This window comes from Staphylococcus sp. 17KM0847, from assembly GCF_013463155.1.
In the GTDB taxonomy this organism is placed as follows: domain Bacteria; phylum Bacillota; class Bacilli; order Staphylococcales; family Staphylococcaceae; genus Staphylococcus.
In genome coordinates this window covers 215906-233837 of sequence record NZ_CP040781.1, presented here as the reverse complement: position 1 = coordinate 233837, position 17932 = coordinate 215906, and the positions used below count along the sequence as shown (strand labels likewise).

Here is a 17932-nt window from a genome sequence, read left to right as displayed (position 1 = left end):
TGCTTTGTTGAATACCTTTCATTATACCACAAGTTTTATTTATAAATCGCTTTATTTTGCCTCTCCCACAGCATCTAAAGTGTATTGTTCATTCCAACGTGTCGCTTCCTTAATCGCATAACTATCTTTAAAAATATCTCCCGCTTCTTCTACACAGCCAATTAAATAATCTTGTAAGTGACCACCTAAAGACTGTAAACTATATTCAACTTGCTGTACACAAGGCAAAGCTTTAATTCGCGGACTATCTTCACCAATTAAAATGAGTCGAAAATTAATATCTGCCATGCGTTCTTTAGCACTCTGAAACGATGGGCTTTCCAGTGCTTCAGACCACATTCCGATAAACTCATGTAATGATGCACTCATACTATACCAACATACTGGTGATACCAAAAGCACTGTATGACTCTCCAACACTTGTGAAACAGCTTGTTGACATACCGTATTATCTTGATACGTCATATCACTTATTTGTTTATCTCGTAATGATGCGTTATCCACTATTTTCTCTAAATTCAACCATCTATAATCATGTCCACGTAATACTTGTTCTGTCAAAGCTACTGTATTTTCTTGTTCTTGACATCCTCCAAATAATACTGTAATCATAGAAAACATCCCTTTTTATCTTTATTATAGTCACTTTATTCCCATATTACCCACACATTATTCATAAAATATATGATTCACCAAATAATGTAAAAAGCCGAACTCATAACAATGAATTCGGCTCACTAACTGTTTATTTGTTTTTGAACACGTTATTACCGTTGACGCTTAGCAAGTTTTTCTTTCAACTTTCGATCTTGCTCTTCTTTGCGACGTTTGCGTTCTTCATTACGCTTTCTCAGGCGTTCCTCTTCTTCCGGATCACGTGGTTTTTGTAACTGTTTTTCAACTTTTTCCATAAGTTCTTCTTCAGTGAGTGCAGCAAGTGGACGGTTATTAACAAATGCAAATGTTTTACGTCTCCCTGGCCCGCAGTATGATTGACAACCTATTTCTATTTCAGCATCAGGGTCCAACTTTTTCAACTTGTTCGTGACACTTTTTACATTAACTGCTTGACAATCATCACAAACCATGAATTTATTTTTCACCTAACTCCACCTCTCTTAGCCTAATAACTCTAATCATTTTACTCTTTTTTGAGTTTTTTTCAAGGTTTTCACTCGATGACTAGACGTATAGAAAGCATACGAAGTGTATCACATTGTAATCAGTGTCTTCTTATTTATGTAATGGAATACTTTGTGTAATATCTATACCTAAAACAGGCGGTAAAACAAAATAGACAACCAGAATAATCACAACAATACTGATTAAATTCATTATAAAACCTTTAACTGCCATCTCTTTAATTTGTATCTTACCCGTTCCGAAAACAATGGCATTGGGTGGCGTTCCTACGGGTAACATGTACGCACAGTTTGCTGCCATTGCTGCAGGTGCCATCAACAACAATGGATGTACATTAATAGCTACTGATAATGTTGCTAAAATAGGTAAAATCATTGTTGCAGTCGCCGTATTTGATGTAATCTCCGTTAAAAAAAGAATAAACACAGTAATAACAATCACAATAATAATGGGGCTGACACCTTTAAGTAGCGTCATTTGTGTCCCCAGCCATGCTGCTAATCCACTTTCTTGAATACCTTTTGCTAGAGCTAGACCCCCGCCAAAGAGCAATAGTACGCCCCATGGCAATTCTTTGGCTACCGACCAATCTAAAATACGTTTATGATGATCTTTAGCCGGAATTAAGAACAACAATATCGATACAAACATGGCAATCGTACCATCAGCAATCAATTCAGTAAATTGCCACTTTGATAATAAAAATTCACGTGATATCCATAAAAATGATGCAAGTACAAAAATACAAAAAACAACTTTTTCTTCATATTTTACCTGACCTAATGAAGTGAGCTTATCTTCAATTACTTTTTTTCCACCCGGCAATGTCTTCATATCATGACGAAATGCAATAAACTTAAAATATAGCCACGCTAAAAAAATAAGTAAGATAACTGTCGGCACGCCAATAATCATCCACTTTGCAAAACTGAGTTCTTCACCAAAATTTGTAGCATACTGTCCTTTCAAAATAATAAGTGGCGGTGTTCCAATTAATGTTCCTAACCCACCAATTGTTCCAGCATAACCAATACCTAGAACAAGTGAGCGTTCAAACTTCATAATACTACTATCATCTTGATGATCTTCTTTCAATGCGTATGCTTCTTTAATAATTGCAAGTCCAATCGGTATCATAATCATTACAGCAGCCGTGTTAGATACAAACATCGATAAGCCACTTGTTGCTACCATAAATCCCAGTAGAATACGCCCTGTACTTGTCCCAATATTATTAATAATTGTTAATGCAATACGCGTATGCAAATCCCATCTCTCCATTGCAACAGCTAAAATAAAGCCACCTAAAAACAGATAAATAATATCGTTACCATATTGTGCAGATACCGTTGCACTATCCATAACATGACCCAGTGGCATTAGGATTAACGGTAGCAAACTTGTCGCCGGAATTGGAATAGCTTCTGTAATCCACCATACGGCAATCCATGCTGTAATCGCTAAAACATATAACCCTTTAAAACTTAAATCATCTGGGCGTACAAATAACAAAATCAACGCAAACAGTAAAGGTCCTAAAACCAATCCTATTAGCTGTGATAATGTATATGATGGATCTTTCTTTTTAACTGTAAAAAACGTCAATAAACGTGATTCTTTTGGATTTGTCATGTGAGTCCCCCCTTGCTAACTTTCCCTTACAACACCATAAAACATAACACATTTTTAAATAGTATATCACATTAAAACGTTATTATGATATATACTTTCACAATATTCTTGCCTTCAAATGATACAAATAACCTCCTATATGCTATAACTTCTTCTTATCATGGCATAAAAATACGGAGCAATCATATACGAGATATGACCACTCCGCACTCAGTAACCCCAAATAATACACATACACTTCAAGCTTGTGATACGCTATTTTTGATTTATTTCAAAAAACGAGATACACCTCTTATTTTTGAGCGTTTTTAGGTTTAATAATTGCAATGGGCTTGCGGATAAACGATTTTGAAATTTGATCAGACATTAATAAGCCAACAGCAATAGCACCAGCAATTAATGTAGCACGCACAAAAATATCACTTGCTTCATTAAATTCTAATGTAAGTAATTTTTGAGTTGCTTTTAAAAAAATACTTCCCGGTACAAGCGGAATAATGCCTGGAATCATAAAAATGATCACAGGAGATTTGTATCGACGTGCCATAAGGTGACTAATAATGCCAAGCGCAAAGCTACCACATAAGCTTGCATATATCCCATCAATACCAAATTCAACTTGTGTCAAATGGTAGATTAAATAGCCAAATCCACCGCATAATCCAGCTGGTAAAAATAAACGTCTTGGTGCATCATAAATAAATGCAAAGCAAAAAGAGGTTAAGAAACTACAAATGAAAATAATTGGAATCGCCATAACTCAACCTCCTTATAGAATAAGAAATGCTGTTGTAATACCTGCACCAATTGCAAAAGAGGTAACAATCGCCTCTAAAAACTTTGCGGTAAACATCAACATATGTCGCTCAAATAAATCTTGGATTGCCGTAGTAATCAACACGCCCGGAACGATAGGCATTACAGCAGCCGTAATTGTAGCACCTAAGTTGGGACTGCCAATCCAATGATTAATTGGAATAGCAATGAGACCAATGACAATAGCCCCTAATAAATCCGGAATAAACAGTGTCAATTGTTTCCCTTTCATATATTCTGTCACAAAATATCCTAATGCACCTGCAAGAACAGCTGGAAGTAAGTCTTCCCAATAACCACCTTGCAAATATAAAAAGCCCATTGAAATCAAACCAGCAAATAACATCTTATGCCATAATACATAGCGGTTTTGCTCTCTATCAATACGCTTTAAGGTTTGATATGCTTGGTCAAATGATAACTTTTGTTGTGCAATTTGACGTGATATATGGTTAACCAAAAAAACTTTACGCAAATTTGTGTCATTCTTTTTTATTTTCACCATACGTGTATCATGATCAGGTGACAACGAAAAATTAATAAAAATATTCAAAGCATATCCTTGTGTTTCTTCATAACCATAGGCTGCTGCTATTCTGTGCATTGTATCTTCTACACGATTTGCCTCTGCACCACATTCTAATAAAATACGACCAGCCAATATTACAATATTCATTACATCTTGATCAGATGGTTTTGATTTTGTCATCGTTGTCACCTTCTTTTTTTAAAACTTATTCGTTTTCTGACTTTTAACTGTGAATAAGTACAGTGGAATACCGAACAATAGACCCATAATTGCAATACCAGAACCAAGTGGGTCTGAAATGAATGTATTAATAACAATAAAGAGTCCACCACCCATAGCGAGTAATGGTAAGATAGGATAAAACGGAACTGAAAAAGCACGAGGCTTTCCTTTATTTTGTCTTCTTAAAATAAATAATCCTACAAATGATGCCATATAGAAAAAGTAAATAATAAATATCGTGATTTCAGATAAATAGTCTGCATCAAAAATGGTTGGAAAAACGATACTCAACGTTAAAATCAGCAATGTCAAACCACTCATCACGATATGTGCTCCAATTGGCGAACTAAAACGCTTGCTAACGTATTGAATATATTGAGAATAAGGTAATAAGTTATCTTGCGCCATCGCAAATGGAATACGTGGAAACGTGATTAACTTGCCATTCAACGTTCCAATAATCGAGATAATCAAACCGATGTTTACAATTTTAGCTCCAATACTTCCAAATAGTATTGTCGCCGCTTCAGCACTTACACGATTACCAAATAAATAGACTTCTGAAGCTGGTAAAGTTTTAAAAACAGCGATATTGATCATCAAGTAAACAAACGTCACGATCAAAATACCGATTAACATGGCGAGTGGTAAATGTTTCTGTGGATTTTTCATTTCACCAGACATTGTGGTTAGCATAATCCATCCATCGTATGCAAACAATGTCGCTAATACTGCACGACCAAAATTAACTGTACCATCATTGTTCATAATAATTTGCGTCACATCGCTACCAAAGACACCGGATTCACCATAAACAAGACCAAACACAACAATTGCAAAAATAGGAATAAGTTTAGCAAGTGTCGTAACATTTTGCATTGCATTCGCATAGTATGTCCCAGCAATATTGAGTAGTAATAGAAATAAAAATATGCCACTACCAATAGGAATTGTCCAAAATGTATCAAGCGCAAAAAAATTAGTAATCAAAATACCTAAAAACAAAATGAGTGATACAATGATTGCTGGACCATACAAAACAGTCAAAGTATACCCTGTTAAAAAGCCCCAAAACGAGCCATAAATATCTTTAATATATGCATACAAGCCACCTGTACGCGTAATCTGTGCACCCACTTCAGCTATTGTTAATCCCGATGCAAGTGTAAGTAACCCACCGAGCAACCATGCCCACAATGCCAAATTACTTGTTCCAGCATATTCAAGTACAGAACTCGGTTTTACGAAAACCCCCGACCCTATAATTGTTCCAACAATGATTGTTACTGCAGTAAATAGACCTATCGTGGGTTTCAAAGTTTGCTTTTCCGAATCCATTGCCTTGTCTCCCCTTTATCCATTTAGTCTTTTAATGCTTTTACTATAACATGAATACGTTTAATACAGAACTTTATTCTTAACAAAAGGTGGCCTAGCTTGTTTAAGAGGGCTTTTTAAGCATTAATATTATTGAGAAAATATATGAAAAAGGGGGACGGATAAATGCCACTTTTTTGTAATATTAAAACGACGCACCCCCACATGATGTACAACCATGCAGGGGTGCGACTCTTATGTTAATACCTTCACCTATTGTGGATAGATGAGACGATATTGTCTTTTAATATCCAGTAATAACTGCTCTTATTTTTCAACAGAGATTGCCATCATTTCTCGGAACGTTTGTTGATCTAACTTATTGCCAATAAAGAAACTACCAAATTCTCCGTAACGTGCAGTCGTCTCATCAAATCTCATTTCGTATACGATTTTCTTAAACTGTAATACATCATCTGAGAAAAGCGTCACGCCCCACTCAAAATCATCAAAACCAACAGATCCCGTAATAAACTGTTTGATTCGACCTGCATACTTACGACCAATCATGCCATGGTCATACATTAATTTTTTACGTTCTTCCATTGATAACATATACCAGTTGTACGTCTCATTACGACGCTTGTTCATTGGATAAAAACAAATATAGTCTGTCTCCGGTAATTGTGGGTAGAGACGTGCACGGACATGTGGATTTTCATAAGGGTCTTCATCTGATTTGCCTGCAAGATAATTGCTCAACTCAACCACCGACACATATGAATATGTTGGAATAAAGTGATCTGCAATAGGTAGCTTATTAATCGCCGTCTCAATTGCAGTTAATGCTTTCATGTCAGGTCGTAAAAACCATAATAAAATATCTGCTTTTTGACCTGCAATATTGTAAGCAACATGATCTCCCTCACCTGTATCTTTAGCACCTTTGAGTTCAGTCAATAGTGATTCAAATTGAGCGATCATCTCCATGCGTTCTGTTTCTGGTACTAGTCGCCATGATGCCCAATCTACTGCATAAAATAAATGCAAGCTATACCATCCATCTAAAGTTTCAGCTGCGTGACTCATTCCGAACACTCCTTCATCTTTATAAAATTCATCTACATGTAAATAGTATCACAAGCATTATACTAAAATGAAATAAAACCCATAAATTTCACGTCTTGGAAATCTTGTATTAAATAGCGTATAATGATAAACGGAAATGATTGATATAGGAACGTAAAAGGAGGACTATTATGTCTAGCTTATTAAATGTTTTAAAAGACAAATTATCAGGTAAAAATGTACGCATCGTATTACCTGAAGGAGAAGATGAACGCGTTTTATCAGCGGCCGTTGAATTACAGGCTTCTGATTATGTTACTCCAATTGTGTTAGGTAATGTGGATAACATTAAAGCACTTGCTGCCGATAAAGGTTTGAACATTGAAGGTGTTGAAATGATTCAACCTGATGCAAGCGAACTTAAAGCAGACCTTGTAAACAAATTTGTAGAACGCCGTAAAGGTAAAGCAACAGAAGCACAAGCACAAGAACTACTCAACAATGTTAACTACTTTGGTACAATGCTTGTTTACGCTGGTAAAGCAGATGGTCTTGTAAGTGGAGCTGCCCATTCAACAGCTGATACTGTCCGTCCAGCATTACAAATCATCAAAACAAAACCCGGCGTTTCAAAAACATCAGGTATTTTCTTCATGATTAAAGAAGATAAACAATATATTTTTGGTGACTGTGCCATCAACCCAGAACTTGGCGCATCAGATTTAGCTGAAATTGCGATTGAAAGCGCCAAATCTGCACAAAGTTTTGGTATGTCACCACGTGTAGCTATGTTAAGTTTCTCAACAAAAGGTTCAGCGAAGTCTGATGATACTGAAAAAGTTGTAGAAGCTGTTAAACTTGCACAAGAAAAAGTCACATCTGAAAACTTAACAGATGTTGTTATCGATGGTGAATTTCAATTCGATGCTGCCATTGTGCCTGAAGTAGCTAAGAAAAAAGCACCTGATGCAAAAATTCAAGGTGATGCTAACGTATTTATTTTCCCAAGTTTAGAGGCAGGTAATATCGGTTATAAAATTGCACAACGCTTAGGTGGTTATGATGCAGTAGGTCCTGTATTACAAGGTTTAAACTCTCCTGTTAATGACTTATCACGCGGTTGCTCTTCAGAAGACGTATACAATCTATCTATTATTACAGCAGCACAAGCATTGCAATAATGGATTTAGCTACAAAGTATTTCAATGGTATTGCATGGCGTTATATAGACCATACAACTGGTCTTGAACCCATGCAATCCTTTGCATTTGATGATACATTTTCAGAAAGTGTCGGCAAAGGCTTATCGCCAAATGTTGTGAGAACTTGGGTACATCAGCATGTTGTTATTCTAGGTATTCATGATTCACGTTTACCTTACCTCAACGATGGCATTTCATTATTAACAAATGAACGTGGCTACAATGCAATTGTGCGCAATTCTGGCGGACTCGGTGTTGTCCTTGATCAAGGTGTATTAAATATTTCTCTCATGTTTAAAGGCAAGACAGAAGTATCTATTGACGAGGCTTTTACTGTAATGTACATGCTTATCTGTAAAATGTTTGAAGATGAAGATATAGATATTCATACTCACGAGATTGTTCACTCTTATTGCCCGGGAAAATTCGACCTTAGTATTGATAATAAAAAATTTGCTGGCATCTCACAACGTCGTGTGCGTGGTGGTATTGCAGTCCAAATTTACTTATGTGTAGAAGGTTCTGGTTCTGAACGTGCACTGCTGATGCGTGATTTTTACACACGTGCATTAAAAGGTGAAGTTACAAAATTCAATTACCCACATATCGATCCAACATGTATGGCTTCTTTGGAGTCATTATTAGGACGTCCAATTACTGTACAAGATGTAATGTTCAAACTCTTATATGCGATTAAAGATTTAGGGGGACACTTGAACACTGATGCCATCACAGCTGATGAATGGTCACGTTACGAATATTATTATGATCGTATGATTGTGCGTAATGCTAAAATTAATGCGCAACTCGACTATCATGATGACAGCATTTAATCTATAAAATGGCTTAATCATTTACTCATAAAACTGAGGTAGAAACGATTTATACGTCTAAGTTTCTATTCTTTTCTATTAAATAAAATGTGCAAGCATGATCGCATTACATTTCCACTACACGCAATCATCAAAAAAGAGGTCCGTTAGTTCTATCATCGCTACATGATAAGAACTAACGGACCTTATTATTGGAGAACTTTTTTGAAAATGAAAAGCATAAAAAGATTGATGGTTACAGACCACATCTTTTGCTTGGTTCTAATGTACCACGTTTTAATAAGTTTTTGGGAAAGAATTATTAATATTTCATTAATTTATTACGAATTATTATATTTTTGTAGTTTTCAATCACATTTTAGTCACAAAGTACACTGATATCGTCTTGTCTCATGACTAATCTTCAATCATACGTTCTACATCTTTTTTACGTGTATCTAAAATCAACTGTGACAATTCATCTTTATCCATACGTCGTAACTTCGGCAGTCGAATGAAGAAGAAAACAAGTCCTAATAGTGACCATAACCCTAATGCAATATGTGACGGTAATGATAATGAAGCTGGTGATATTGGCACTAATAATAAAATAAGAAAAATAAACGCAATCACTGATCCGATAATGGCAAATGTTTTATAAACCGGACCATATGTCTTACTTTGCCTATCATAGCTAAATAACCTTGCCGCTGCAAGACATGTAACAAAGTATGCAATAGATACACCTGTGGAAGACATATCTACAATCCATGTCAGTGCTGTACGTCCTAACCACGGTGCAATTAAAGTTAATCCAACTAAAAAGATAATAGCAACATACGGGGTTTTGTAACGTGGATGTAACTTGCTAAAGACTGTCGGCATAATACCTGAACGCCCCATCGAAAATAATAAACGGCTCGCACTTAATAAGAAACCATTCAATCCTGTAAAAATCCCCATAATAATCGCAACTGCTAATACGCCTAATCCTATTGTACCAAATGCCTCACGTGTTACTGCACCTGTCATCCAAAGTTCATCTTGTGGTGCTGTTAACCACCCTGTATATAAAATCATCATGATGTACGTTGCACTTGCAGCTAATAAACTATATACAATCAACTTAAATGTTTTATTGGGTGAGAAATTAAATTCCTCAGCTGTTTGCGGAATGTTATCAAAACCAACATATGCCCACGGGGCAACGGATACAATCATTACGATGGCTTGAAACCAACCATATTGAGGGCCTTGATAAGGTCGTAAATTATCGAGTGAAAAACTCTCTCCAAAAAACGATCCAATAAACATTGCAACAACGACAATAACCATTGCGACACAGAAATAAAATTGCAACGAACCCGATACACTAGCACCGTGAATCGTAATAACCATAAATACCAGTAGTAAAACTGATGCAATAATAATCTCCGTAATATAAACATCCCAACCTGCAATAGTATATAATTTGCCCACTGCAATTGCATCAGGTATCAAAAACTTAATCAGTAAACTAAACGCTGTGGCATTTAGTGCTACAACACAAATATACCCAAATGTTAAAAACCATGATGAAAAAAAGCTAATATAACGTCCAAAACCTAAAAAGCTAAATGCAAATGCGCCACCAGAAACAGGAAATCGTTCTACTAGAGCACCGTAACTTACTGCAATAATCATCATTAATAATGCCCCAATAAAAATGCCAATGGATGCAGCAATGGGTCCCGATGTTTGGATCCAATCACCCGGCAATATAAAAGACCCCCAACCAATACAAGAACCATATGCAATTGCCCATACAAATTTTTCTGACAAATTTTGTTGTAAGTCGCCACGGTCAGGTTTTTTATTATTTTTTGACATATTACTATTCACCCCTAATATCCTTTATACCCTAGATAAAACTTTAATAACGATATATTTAATGTTTAAGCAATTATCATACATGAAATACATTGACATAGCAAAAGTTTTTATGAGCTGAGAAAAAGAATATGAACTCTATTTTTCATAGCATAACTTTAAAATATTTATTTCAAAAAAATAAAAAACGTACATTATCTGATTATATACAAACAATCAAAATAAAGTACGTCTTTGATATATTATAATTTGAATGATGCAATGGCTAACATTAACCAACCGGCAATAAAAAGTATGCCTCCAATAGGTGTAATGGCACCTAATATACTGATCTGTGTTGTCGATAATATATATAATGAACCACTAAAAAAAACAATACCTAAAAACATGAGCCAGCCTGCCCATCCCACATTTAAGTTAAGTGTGCCACCGATAATCCCAATCAATATAAGACCTAAACCATGGTACATTTGATACGTCGTCGCTTTCTCCCAGACAGATAAATAATGCTCGGATAGCTTACCCTCTAGAACATGGGCACCAAATGCACCTGTCCCAACAGCCATCAATGCATTAATAGCACCTAAAATAATAAATACTTTCATATAATATTCCTCCTTTTAGAAGTCAAAAATAGATTCTCCGTTACCGATTTCGTCATCTGTAACAAGACGATGATTAGATGTTTGAGTTGGTTCAACATGTCCCCCCATCATACGAATTTCTTCAGCTGTAACTTCAGATGTTGATGATACAGACTGTGTATGTGTGACTGTCGATTGCGACGCTCCTGTGTATAAAGCTGTCAATGTATGAATAGCATAAATATGTTTTTCAAAATCCGCTTCCGACACAGCTTGATCTGCTTGCATTAACTCTCGTTCTAACAACTGTAACAAATTTCCTTTTTGCATAAACTCACTCCTTTTACTCACACCAATGAATAGGGTCAATCCCATGTTTCACTAAATAATCATTCGCTCTAGAATAAGGCTTAGAACCGAAAAACCCTCTATATGCTGACAAAGGACTCGGATGGGGTGATTGAATAATATAATGTTTTGTCGTATCAATTAAACGTATCTTTTGCTGCGCAGGCTTACCCCAAAGTATAAACACTACATCTGACTTATATGCCGAAATTGCCTTAATAATCTCATTCGTAAAAATTTCCCAACCAATATCACGATGAGAATGTGCTTGACCTTGTCGGACAGTTAATACCGTATTGAGCAATAACACACCCTCTCTTGCCCAATCTTGTAAATGAGGGGTTGTTCTATGACATCCTATATCATCTGCCAACTCTTGATACATATTGCGCAATGATGGCGGAAACTTAGCATTAGGTTGTACTGAAAATGCTAGTCCATGTGCTTGGTTCGGCCCATGATAAGGATCCTGACCTAAAATCACAACTTTAACCTTATCAAATGGCGTTAATTCAAATGCTTGATAAATATTTTCACGAGCAGGATATACAATTTCCGTTGCATACTCCCTCTCAAGAAAGTCATGCATCTCTTTAAAATCATGTTTTGTCGTAATATCATGAAAAATCGTTGACCACTCCACCAATATCACCTCAGTCCATATTTTAACATAGGTTTAAATGATAATTGCAGTAACATATAGCATTGACCAAATAAGTATTGTATATGCGACTAAATCCTCTATTAATTATCTTTATATTTTCTGTACTCCACTTGCCGTCAATGATATTATAGTGATTAAGTAGGATTTCCTTAATCTTCACTGTAAAGCTCACACGCAATTGCTACAAAATATGTGAACGTTACATTTAGCAAACTAAAGGAGTGTATATTATATGTCATTAAAAAAAGTATTAACAATTGCAGGTTCTGATACAAGTGCGGGAGCAGGTATGCAAGCTGACCTCAAAACATTCCAAGAACTTGATACATATGGAATGGTGGCACTTGCTGCAATTGTTACAATGGATAAATCAACATGGGCTCATGATGTATCACCTATTCCATTCGAAGTATTCAACAAACAACTCGAAACGGCTATTAGTATTAAACCTGATGCGATTAAAACAGGAATGCTCGGAACAGAAGAAGTGATTAAACGCGCGGGTGAAGCCTTTATTGAATCAGGTGCCAAATTTTTTGTTGTAGACCCTGTTATGGTATGCAAAGGTGAAGATGAAGTCTTAAATCCCGGAAATACAGAAGCTATGATTCAATATCTGCTACCTAAAGCAACAGTCGTTACGCCAAATCTTTTCGAAGCGGGGCAACTGTCTGGACTGGGTTCATTAACATCTATTGATGATATGAAAAAAGCTGCTAAAATTATTCATAAGCAAGGGGCAAAGCACGTTGTTATTAAAGGGGGCAAAGCTTTAGATCAAGATAAATCATATGACCTTTACTATGACGGACAATCCTTCTACCAACTTTCAACAGATATGTTCCAACAAAGTTATAACCACGGAGCAGGATGTACATTTGCTGCTGCAACTACGGCAAATTTAGCAAATGGACAACCTCCGAAAGATGCCGTGATTAATGCCAAAGCATTCGTTGCTTCTGCTATTAAAAATGGTTGGAAAATGAATGCGTTTGTTGGGCCCGTTGATCATGGTGCATATAACCGTATTGAAAAAGTTGAAGTAACTGTAACAGAAATCTAATTGATATATTCTCCCTAAATTCCGGTAGGACGATCTGGAATTTAGGGTTTTTTCTTTCTTTTTCTTCATTATACACTTACACATTAAAAAAACGCCCACCATAAATTTGTGCTAAGTAAACAAATAGATGTTTTATAATATACATTTTTGTGCTAAACGAACTATAATTCTTATCTTATAATGAAATTACAACAGAATGATAAGGAGGAAACATAAATGAAAATTTTAGTTGCTGGTGAAATACCTGAATCAGGTATGCATTTTTTAGAAAAAAATTTTGAGCATGTTGATGTATTTGAAGGTGAAAAGCTCATTACCAAAGAGGTTCTGATCGAAAAAATTAAAGACAAAGATGCTTTGATTAGTTTATTATCAACTAATGTAGACAAGGAAGTTATTGATGCTGCACCCCAATTAAAAATCATTGCAAACTATGGAGCCGGCTTTAATAACATCGATGTTGCTTATGCACGTTCAAAAAATATTGATGTCACCAATACACCCAATGCTTCTACGAATGCGACTGCCGATTTAACAATAGCAATTTTATTAGCTGCTGCAAGACGTGTTGTCGAAGGCGATCAATTATGCAGAACGACTGGTTTTAATGGTTGGGCTCCCTTGTTTTTCCGTGGTCGAGAAGTTTCTGGCAAAACGATTGGTATTATCGGTCTAGGTGAAATTGGATTTGCCGTTGCAAAAAGAGCTAAAGGTTTTGATATGAATATTTTATACTGTGGTCCTACACGTCACGAGGAAAAAGAAAAAATGTTAGATGCTCAATATGTTTCTCAAGAAGAGTTACTTAAATCAGCAGATTTTATCACAATCAACTGCTCTTACAATCCTTCAATGAAACATATGATTGATACAAAAGAAATTGAAATGATGAAATCAACCGCTTATTTAATCAATGCGTCAAGAGGCCCTATCGTACACGAAGCTGCTTTAGCAGATGCTTTAGAGAAGCAAATCATTGAAGGTGCTGCTTTAGATGTTTTTGAGTTTGAGCCTGAAATTAATGACAAGTTGAAAACTTTAGACAATGTTGTCATTACACCTCATATCGGTAATGCCACTTTTGAAGCACGTGACATGATGGCTGAAATTGTTACAACAAATATCTTCAAAAAATCCAATGGACAAACACCTGATTATATTGTGAATTAGGAGTGATGATTGCTATGTGTACAAAAGAACGCTATTTTAAATTAGATACATTACATCAATATTGTGACTTTGAAGCAAAGAAGAATATTTTTTATCAATCCCAACAATCTGCAGGTGCAGTATGGTGTATTAAACCGGGACAATTTTTAAAGCCCCATAAACACGCACAAGCAGACGATGTATGGATTGTGCTAGAAGGTACCGGTGAGTTCATTACAAATCATGATGAAAAACGCATAATTTCTAAAGGAGATATTATCGTTTCTTTTCCTGGTGACATTCATGGTGTCTACAACAAAGGCACTGAAAACTTTGTAATGCTTGGATTTGCCACACCGATGCCACTTGACTTTATTGAATGCTAGCCTCTTAATTACGCCATAAACAAACCTCTCTTTAAAGACAACCCTAAAGTATTGACAAATCACTTTTCTAAATACTTTAGGGTTTTATCTATATATTCAATCCCCTATTATGATTAAGATAACTAGAAGCAAAAATTTTCTAAATGTCTTTTCACTTTGGACATTTACTGCTATTTATACCCTTATTTAAAGCCATTTTCCTTATGTTTCACGCTTTACTAAATTAAGGCGAGACTCCAAAATTTTTATGAAAATGCGTTTGCTATCCGATTCCATAATCGAGTAGGAGAATAGCCATTAATTGACTATTCGTCCTCTCACACCACCAAGCGTACGGACCCGTACTTGGCGGTTCAATATCTTGCGTAAGCCAACTCTGCAAGTTCGACTAACGGTATTAGTCCCCACTTGTAGAGTTGTTTTGTTGTAAGCGCGAGATGGACTTCTTTGGTGCTTGAGAGTCGCCAATACTTCTTACGCGATTGTGCGATTTTCATGGCACTTTTATGATCAAGTCCATATTTATGTAACATCTTGTATTTCGTTTTTGGGTTCTTCCATCTTTTGAGAATTAGTTGTCTAATGCGTCGGTTTAACCAAGATTGTAACCTCTTTATAAAATCTTTAATAAAACCTCTACCAAAGTAATTTATCCACCCTCGAATCACTTGATTAATTTCTGTTATAATCTCTTTGAAGGTCCCTGGTCTATTTCGTTTCGTTAGACGTCTTAAGGAGTGTTTTAAATTCCCTTTGGCTTCCATAGTCGGTCTGAAACGATAAATGCCATTTACTTTGGTCATTAGACAACTCAAGAACTTTAAATGTGTGACTGCACCTACTTTACTCTTTTCCTTATTTACAATGAGTTTAAGGTCTTTTTCGATAAATTTTGTCACACTTTCCTTGACACGTTGACCTGCTCGTTTTGAACGCACAAAGATGACAAAATCATCGGCATAACGAACAAAACGATGTCCACGTTTTTCCAGTTCTTTATCTAATTCATGTAGATAGATGTTACATAGTAGCGGTGATATAACGCCACCTTGTGGCGCACCAATTTCCCTACTTTTGTAGTTACCGTTGAGGTCTATCGCTCCAACTTGTAAACTTCTACGAATGAACTTTGAAATTGCTTTATCTTGAACATGACGTTCAAATAAATACATCAACTTATCGTGGTTCAGCATGTCAAAGCACTGTTTTAAATCACAATCAACTGCGACCGAATAGCCCTCTTCATAGTACGTTGCACATTGCTTAAGTGCAGTGCCTGTACTGCGATTGGGTCTAAAGCCATGACTGTGTTTTGAGAATGTACGGTCGATTTTCTGTTCAATGACTTGTTTAATGGCTTGTTGGATAACTCTATCTCTAGCGACAGGAATTCCCAACACACGCTTTTTCCCGTTTGGTTTCGGGATTTCAACTTTCCTTACTGCTTGTGGTTTATATGTGCCATCAAGCAGTTTCTTCCTAATTTGTGGAAAGTATTGCGCAAAGTGTCCATTCAGTTCACTGACTTTCATGTCGTCAATTCCAGGTGCTCCTTTGTTTTTCTTAATTCTCTTAATCGCTTTTTCAATGTTACTTGGTCTTACAACAAGCTCCATCAGTGATGGAGACTCACGATACATTTCTTTCATTTCACCTAAGATTTACTGTACACACTTATATACCCTTTTTCGTTCCACTACTTATCTCTCTATAAGTTGCCGGTACTTACCGTTTTCTGTACATCGTAAATCTATAACCTCCATTCTTTACTTTGTATGAATATTGTTCAGTCCTTCAGTATTTCTACCTACTATGACCTCTGCTGACTTCTCATCATTCGTTGTTACTACGGCATTCTGTCGCTGATGAGACCTCCCCGGGTAAGCGTAATCACTTTCCACTCACATCACTGCATCATTTACTATATAGAACTCGGGTAGTATCGGACTTTATCGTGTTAGGCAAACTCGTCCATTCTACATAGCCTTAATATGATATTTCTGTTCGTCAGCGCGAGTGTTTGCGTCCGACTTCCTTCAGATTCCACCTCACGATGGACACCCTTGTCTTTCGCCAACAGTTCCTACTACCAAGCCTGTAACGGACTTTCACCGTCAAGTTATTACCCATGCCGGGCGCACCTAAAAAGGACAGCAACTATGCCGTCCCACCATAAATATAAATTATTATAATGTTATTCTAGTACCTGCACGACCTGCTAATGCATCAACTGCATCTTCTAAAGCGCAAATAATAGCTTCTTTTCCTGTTTTTGCAAACTCAACAGCTGCTTCAACTTTCGGTAACATGCTACCTTCTGGAAATTGATTTTCTTCAATATACTGTTCTGCCTGTTCAACAGTCATATGTGTTAACTTTTTCTGATTTTCTTTTCCCCAATTGATATATACATTGGAAACATCAGTGAGCATCATAAATACATCTGCATGTGTTTGCTGTGCAAGTTTCAAACCAGATCTGTCTTTATCGATTACTGCATCAACACCATGAATATCTCCCTGTTCATCTCGATAGACAGGTATACCTCCACCACCAGATGATATAATAATTGTGTTATCTACCAATTGATTGATTGCATCAACACCATGAATATGTTGGGGTTCTGGCGAAGGAACAACTCTTCTAAAGCCTCTTCCTGCATCTTCTACCATATCATAACCTTTTTGTTCTTCTAATTTTTTAGCTTCTTCCTCTGTAAAAAAGACACCAATCGGCTTTGTAGGATGATTGAAAGCTGTGTCATTTTTATCTACTTCAACCATAGTCATTAAAGTGATAACATTAATATCAATTTGTGCTGCACGTAATTTATTTTTTAGTGATGTTTCAAGCATAAAGCCAATGAACCCTTGTGATTCTGCACTACTAATAAATATAGGAAGTGGTGCAATAATATCCTTTGCTGCTTCATTTTGAGCAATAATATTACCAACTTGTGGTCCATTGCCATGTGTTACAATAATATTATGACCCGCTTCTTTAATACGAATCATATTATCACTGGCTTTTTTTACATTATCATATTGATTTTCATAAGTAGGTTCTTGCTTAGGTCTTAATATCGCATTACCACCTAAAGCTAAAACAACTTTTTTCCCCATAGTTAT

18 protein-coding genes are annotated in these 17932 nt (G+C 36.1%); 5 read left to right on the top strand and 13 right to left on the bottom strand.

Translation table 11 applies throughout. From position 1 onward, the window contains the following. Window positions 1-51 precede the first annotated feature (51 nt). The 7 genes from FGL66_RS01140 to hemQ all read right to left on the bottom strand — a co-directional run bounded on the left by FGL66_RS01140 (window position 52) and on the right by hemQ (window position 6748). Window positions 52-612 carry an NAD(P)H-dependent oxidoreductase gene (locus FGL66_RS01140; RefSeq protein WP_180809790.1) on the bottom strand — a complete coding sequence of 187 codons (561 nt, stop codon included), beginning with the start codon at window positions 610-612 and terminating at the stop codon, window positions 52-54. A 155-nt stretch (window positions 613-767) separates the two neighbouring features. Continuing rightward, a complete protein-coding gene (locus FGL66_RS01135) occupies window positions 768-1103 on the bottom strand; it encodes a YuzB family protein (protein WP_180809789.1) in 336 nt (111 codons plus the stop codon). Window positions 1104-1233: 130 nt separating this feature from the next. After that, complete coding sequence (locus FGL66_RS01130; protein WP_180809788.1) at window positions 1234-2775, bottom strand: SLC13 family permease; 1542 nt, start codon at window positions 2773-2775, stop codon at window positions 1234-1236. A 292-nt stretch (window positions 2776-3067) separates the two neighbouring features. Continuing rightward, entirely contained in the window at window positions 3068-3532 is a 465-nt protein-coding gene (locus FGL66_RS01125; protein WP_180809787.1) for a threonine/serine exporter family protein, read from the bottom strand. A 12-nt stretch (window positions 3533-3544) separates the two neighbouring features. Further along, window positions 3545-4300, bottom strand: a complete 756-nt coding sequence (locus tag FGL66_RS01120) for a threonine/serine exporter family protein (protein WP_180809786.1) — start codon at window positions 4298-4300, stop codon at window positions 3545-3547. An 18-nt stretch (window positions 4301-4318) separates the two neighbouring features. Next, a complete protein-coding gene (locus FGL66_RS01115) occupies window positions 4319-5680 on the bottom strand; it encodes an APC family permease (RefSeq protein WP_180809785.1) in 1362 nt (453 codons plus the stop codon). Between the two features lie 306 nt (window positions 5681-5986). Next, the gene (gene hemQ / locus FGL66_RS01110) at window positions 5987-6748 is read right to left on the bottom strand and encodes a hydrogen peroxide-dependent heme synthase (protein WP_180809784.1); all 762 of its coding nucleotides are present in this window, start codon (window positions 6746-6748) and stop codon (window positions 5987-5989) included. Between the two features lie 170 nt (window positions 6749-6918). Here hemQ and pta point away from each other — a divergent pair, with 170 nt between their 5' ends. Both pta and FGL66_RS01100 read left to right on the top strand, forming a co-directional pair. Beyond that, window positions 6919-7908, top strand: coding sequence for a phosphate acetyltransferase (gene pta, locus FGL66_RS01105; RefSeq protein WP_180809783.1), 990 nt, complete (start codon window positions 6919-6921; stop codon window positions 7906-7908). Beyond that, window positions 7908-8762, top strand: coding sequence for a lipoate--protein ligase family protein (locus tag FGL66_RS01100; RefSeq protein ID WP_180809782.1), 855 nt, complete (start codon window positions 7908-7910; stop codon window positions 8760-8762). Before pta ends, FGL66_RS01100 begins: the two co-directional genes overlap by 1 nt. Window positions 8763-9158: 396 nt before the next feature. Here FGL66_RS01100 and FGL66_RS01095 read toward each other — a convergent pair whose 3' ends face one another. The 4 genes from FGL66_RS01095 to FGL66_RS01080 form a co-directional block, all read right to left on the bottom strand. Then, entirely contained in the window at window positions 9159-10610 is a 1452-nt protein-coding gene (locus FGL66_RS01095; RefSeq protein ID WP_180809781.1) for an APC family permease, read from the bottom strand. 242 nt (window positions 10611-10852) lie between these two features. Continuing rightward, on the bottom strand, window positions 10853-11215 hold the full coding sequence (locus FGL66_RS01090; RefSeq protein ID WP_180809780.1) for a DUF423 domain-containing protein: 363 nt from the start codon (window positions 11213-11215) through the stop codon (window positions 10853-10855). Window positions 11216-11230: 15 nt separating this feature from the next. Continuing rightward, the gene (locus FGL66_RS01085) at window positions 11231-11524 is read right to left on the bottom strand and encodes a DUF5327 family protein (protein WP_180809779.1); all 294 of its coding nucleotides are present in this window, start codon (window positions 11522-11524) and stop codon (window positions 11231-11233) included. Window positions 11525-11537: 13 nt separating this feature from the next. After that, window positions 11538-12185, bottom strand: coding sequence for a uracil-DNA glycosylase (locus FGL66_RS01080; protein WP_180809778.1), 648 nt, complete (start codon window positions 12183-12185; stop codon window positions 11538-11540). Between the two features lie 253 nt (window positions 12186-12438). Between FGL66_RS01080 and thiD the strand changes: the two genes are divergently transcribed. The 3 genes from thiD to FGL66_RS01065 all read left to right on the top strand — a co-directional run bounded on the left by thiD (window position 12439) and on the right by FGL66_RS01065 (window position 14804). Beyond that, window positions 12439-13269, top strand: a complete 831-nt coding sequence (gene thiD / locus FGL66_RS01075) for a bifunctional hydroxymethylpyrimidine kinase/phosphomethylpyrimidine kinase (RefSeq protein WP_180809777.1) — start codon at window positions 12439-12441, stop codon at window positions 13267-13269. A gap of 216 nt (window positions 13270-13485) precedes the next feature. Continuing rightward, complete coding sequence (locus FGL66_RS01070; RefSeq protein ID WP_180809776.1) at window positions 13486-14439, top strand: NAD(P)-dependent oxidoreductase; 954 nt, start codon at window positions 13486-13488, stop codon at window positions 14437-14439. 14 nt (window positions 14440-14453) lie between these two features. After that, window positions 14454-14804, top strand: a complete 351-nt coding sequence (locus FGL66_RS01065; RefSeq protein ID WP_180809775.1) for a cupin domain-containing protein — start codon at window positions 14454-14456, stop codon at window positions 14802-14804. A gap of 353 nt (window positions 14805-15157) precedes the next feature. Here FGL66_RS01065 and ltrA read toward each other — a convergent pair whose 3' ends face one another. Both ltrA and arcC read right to left on the bottom strand, forming a co-directional pair. Then, window positions 15158-16444, bottom strand: coding sequence for a group II intron reverse transcriptase/maturase (gene ltrA, locus FGL66_RS01060; RefSeq protein WP_180809774.1), 1287 nt, complete (start codon window positions 16442-16444; stop codon window positions 15158-15160). 546 nt (window positions 16445-16990) lie between these two features. Further along, complete coding sequence (arcC, locus tag FGL66_RS01055; protein WP_180809773.1) at window positions 16991-17926, bottom strand: carbamate kinase; 936 nt, start codon at window positions 17924-17926, stop codon at window positions 16991-16993. Window positions 17927-17932: the final 6 nt, after the last annotated feature.

What these genes read in the sequence shown, in the direction of transcription:
- FGL66_RS01115 (WP_180809785.1), bottom strand. Translation starts at nt 5,680, where the DNA reads ATGGATTCGGAAAAGCAAACTTTGAAACCCACGATAGGTCTATTTACT.
- FGL66_RS01140 (WP_180809790.1), bottom strand. Translation starts at nt 612, where the DNA reads ATGATTACAGTATTATTTGGAGGATGTCAAGAACAAGAAAATACAGTA.
- FGL66_RS01125 (WP_180809787.1), bottom strand. Translation starts at nt 3,532, where the DNA reads ATGGCGATTCCAATTATTTTCATTTGTAGTTTCTTAACCTCTTTTTGC.
- pta (WP_180809783.1), top strand. Translation starts at nt 6,919, where the DNA reads ATGTCTAGCTTATTAAATGTTTTAAAAGACAAATTATCAGGTAAAAAT.
- FGL66_RS01065 (WP_180809775.1), top strand. Translation starts at nt 14,454, where the DNA reads ATGTGTACAAAAGAACGCTATTTTAAATTAGATACATTACATCAATAT.
- FGL66_RS01095 (WP_180809781.1), bottom strand. Translation starts at nt 10,610, where the DNA reads ATGTCAAAAAATAATAAAAAACCTGACCGTGGCGACTTACAACAAAAT.
- FGL66_RS01090 (WP_180809780.1), bottom strand. Translation starts at nt 11,215, where the DNA reads ATGAAAGTATTTATTATTTTAGGTGCTATTAATGCATTGATGGCTGTT.
- FGL66_RS01070 (WP_180809776.1), top strand. Translation starts at nt 13,486, where the DNA reads ATGAAAATTTTAGTTGCTGGTGAAATACCTGAATCAGGTATGCATTTT.
- hemQ (WP_180809784.1), bottom strand. Translation starts at nt 6,748, where the DNA reads ATGAGTCACGCAGCTGAAACTTTAGATGGATGGTATAGCTTGCATTTA.
- ltrA (WP_180809774.1), bottom strand. Translation starts at nt 16,444, where the DNA reads ATGTATCGTGAGTCTCCATCACTGATGGAGCTTGTTGTAAGACCAAGT.
- FGL66_RS01100 (WP_180809782.1), top strand. Translation starts at nt 7,908, where the DNA reads ATGGATTTAGCTACAAAGTATTTCAATGGTATTGCATGGCGTTATATA.
- FGL66_RS01085 (WP_180809779.1), bottom strand. Translation starts at nt 11,524, where the DNA reads ATGCAAAAAGGAAATTTGTTACAGTTGTTAGAACGAGAGTTAATGCAA.
- FGL66_RS01130 (WP_180809788.1), bottom strand. Translation starts at nt 2,775, where the DNA reads ATGACAAATCCAAAAGAATCACGTTTATTGACGTTTTTTACAGTTAAA.
- arcC (WP_180809773.1), bottom strand. Translation starts at nt 17,926, where the DNA reads ATGGGGAAAAAAGTTGTTTTAGCTTTAGGTGGTAATGCGATATTAAGA.
- FGL66_RS01120 (WP_180809786.1), bottom strand. Translation starts at nt 4,300, where the DNA reads ATGACAAAATCAAAACCATCTGATCAAGATGTAATGAATATTGTAATA.
- thiD (WP_180809777.1), top strand. Translation starts at nt 12,439, where the DNA reads ATGTCATTAAAAAAAGTATTAACAATTGCAGGTTCTGATACAAGTGCG.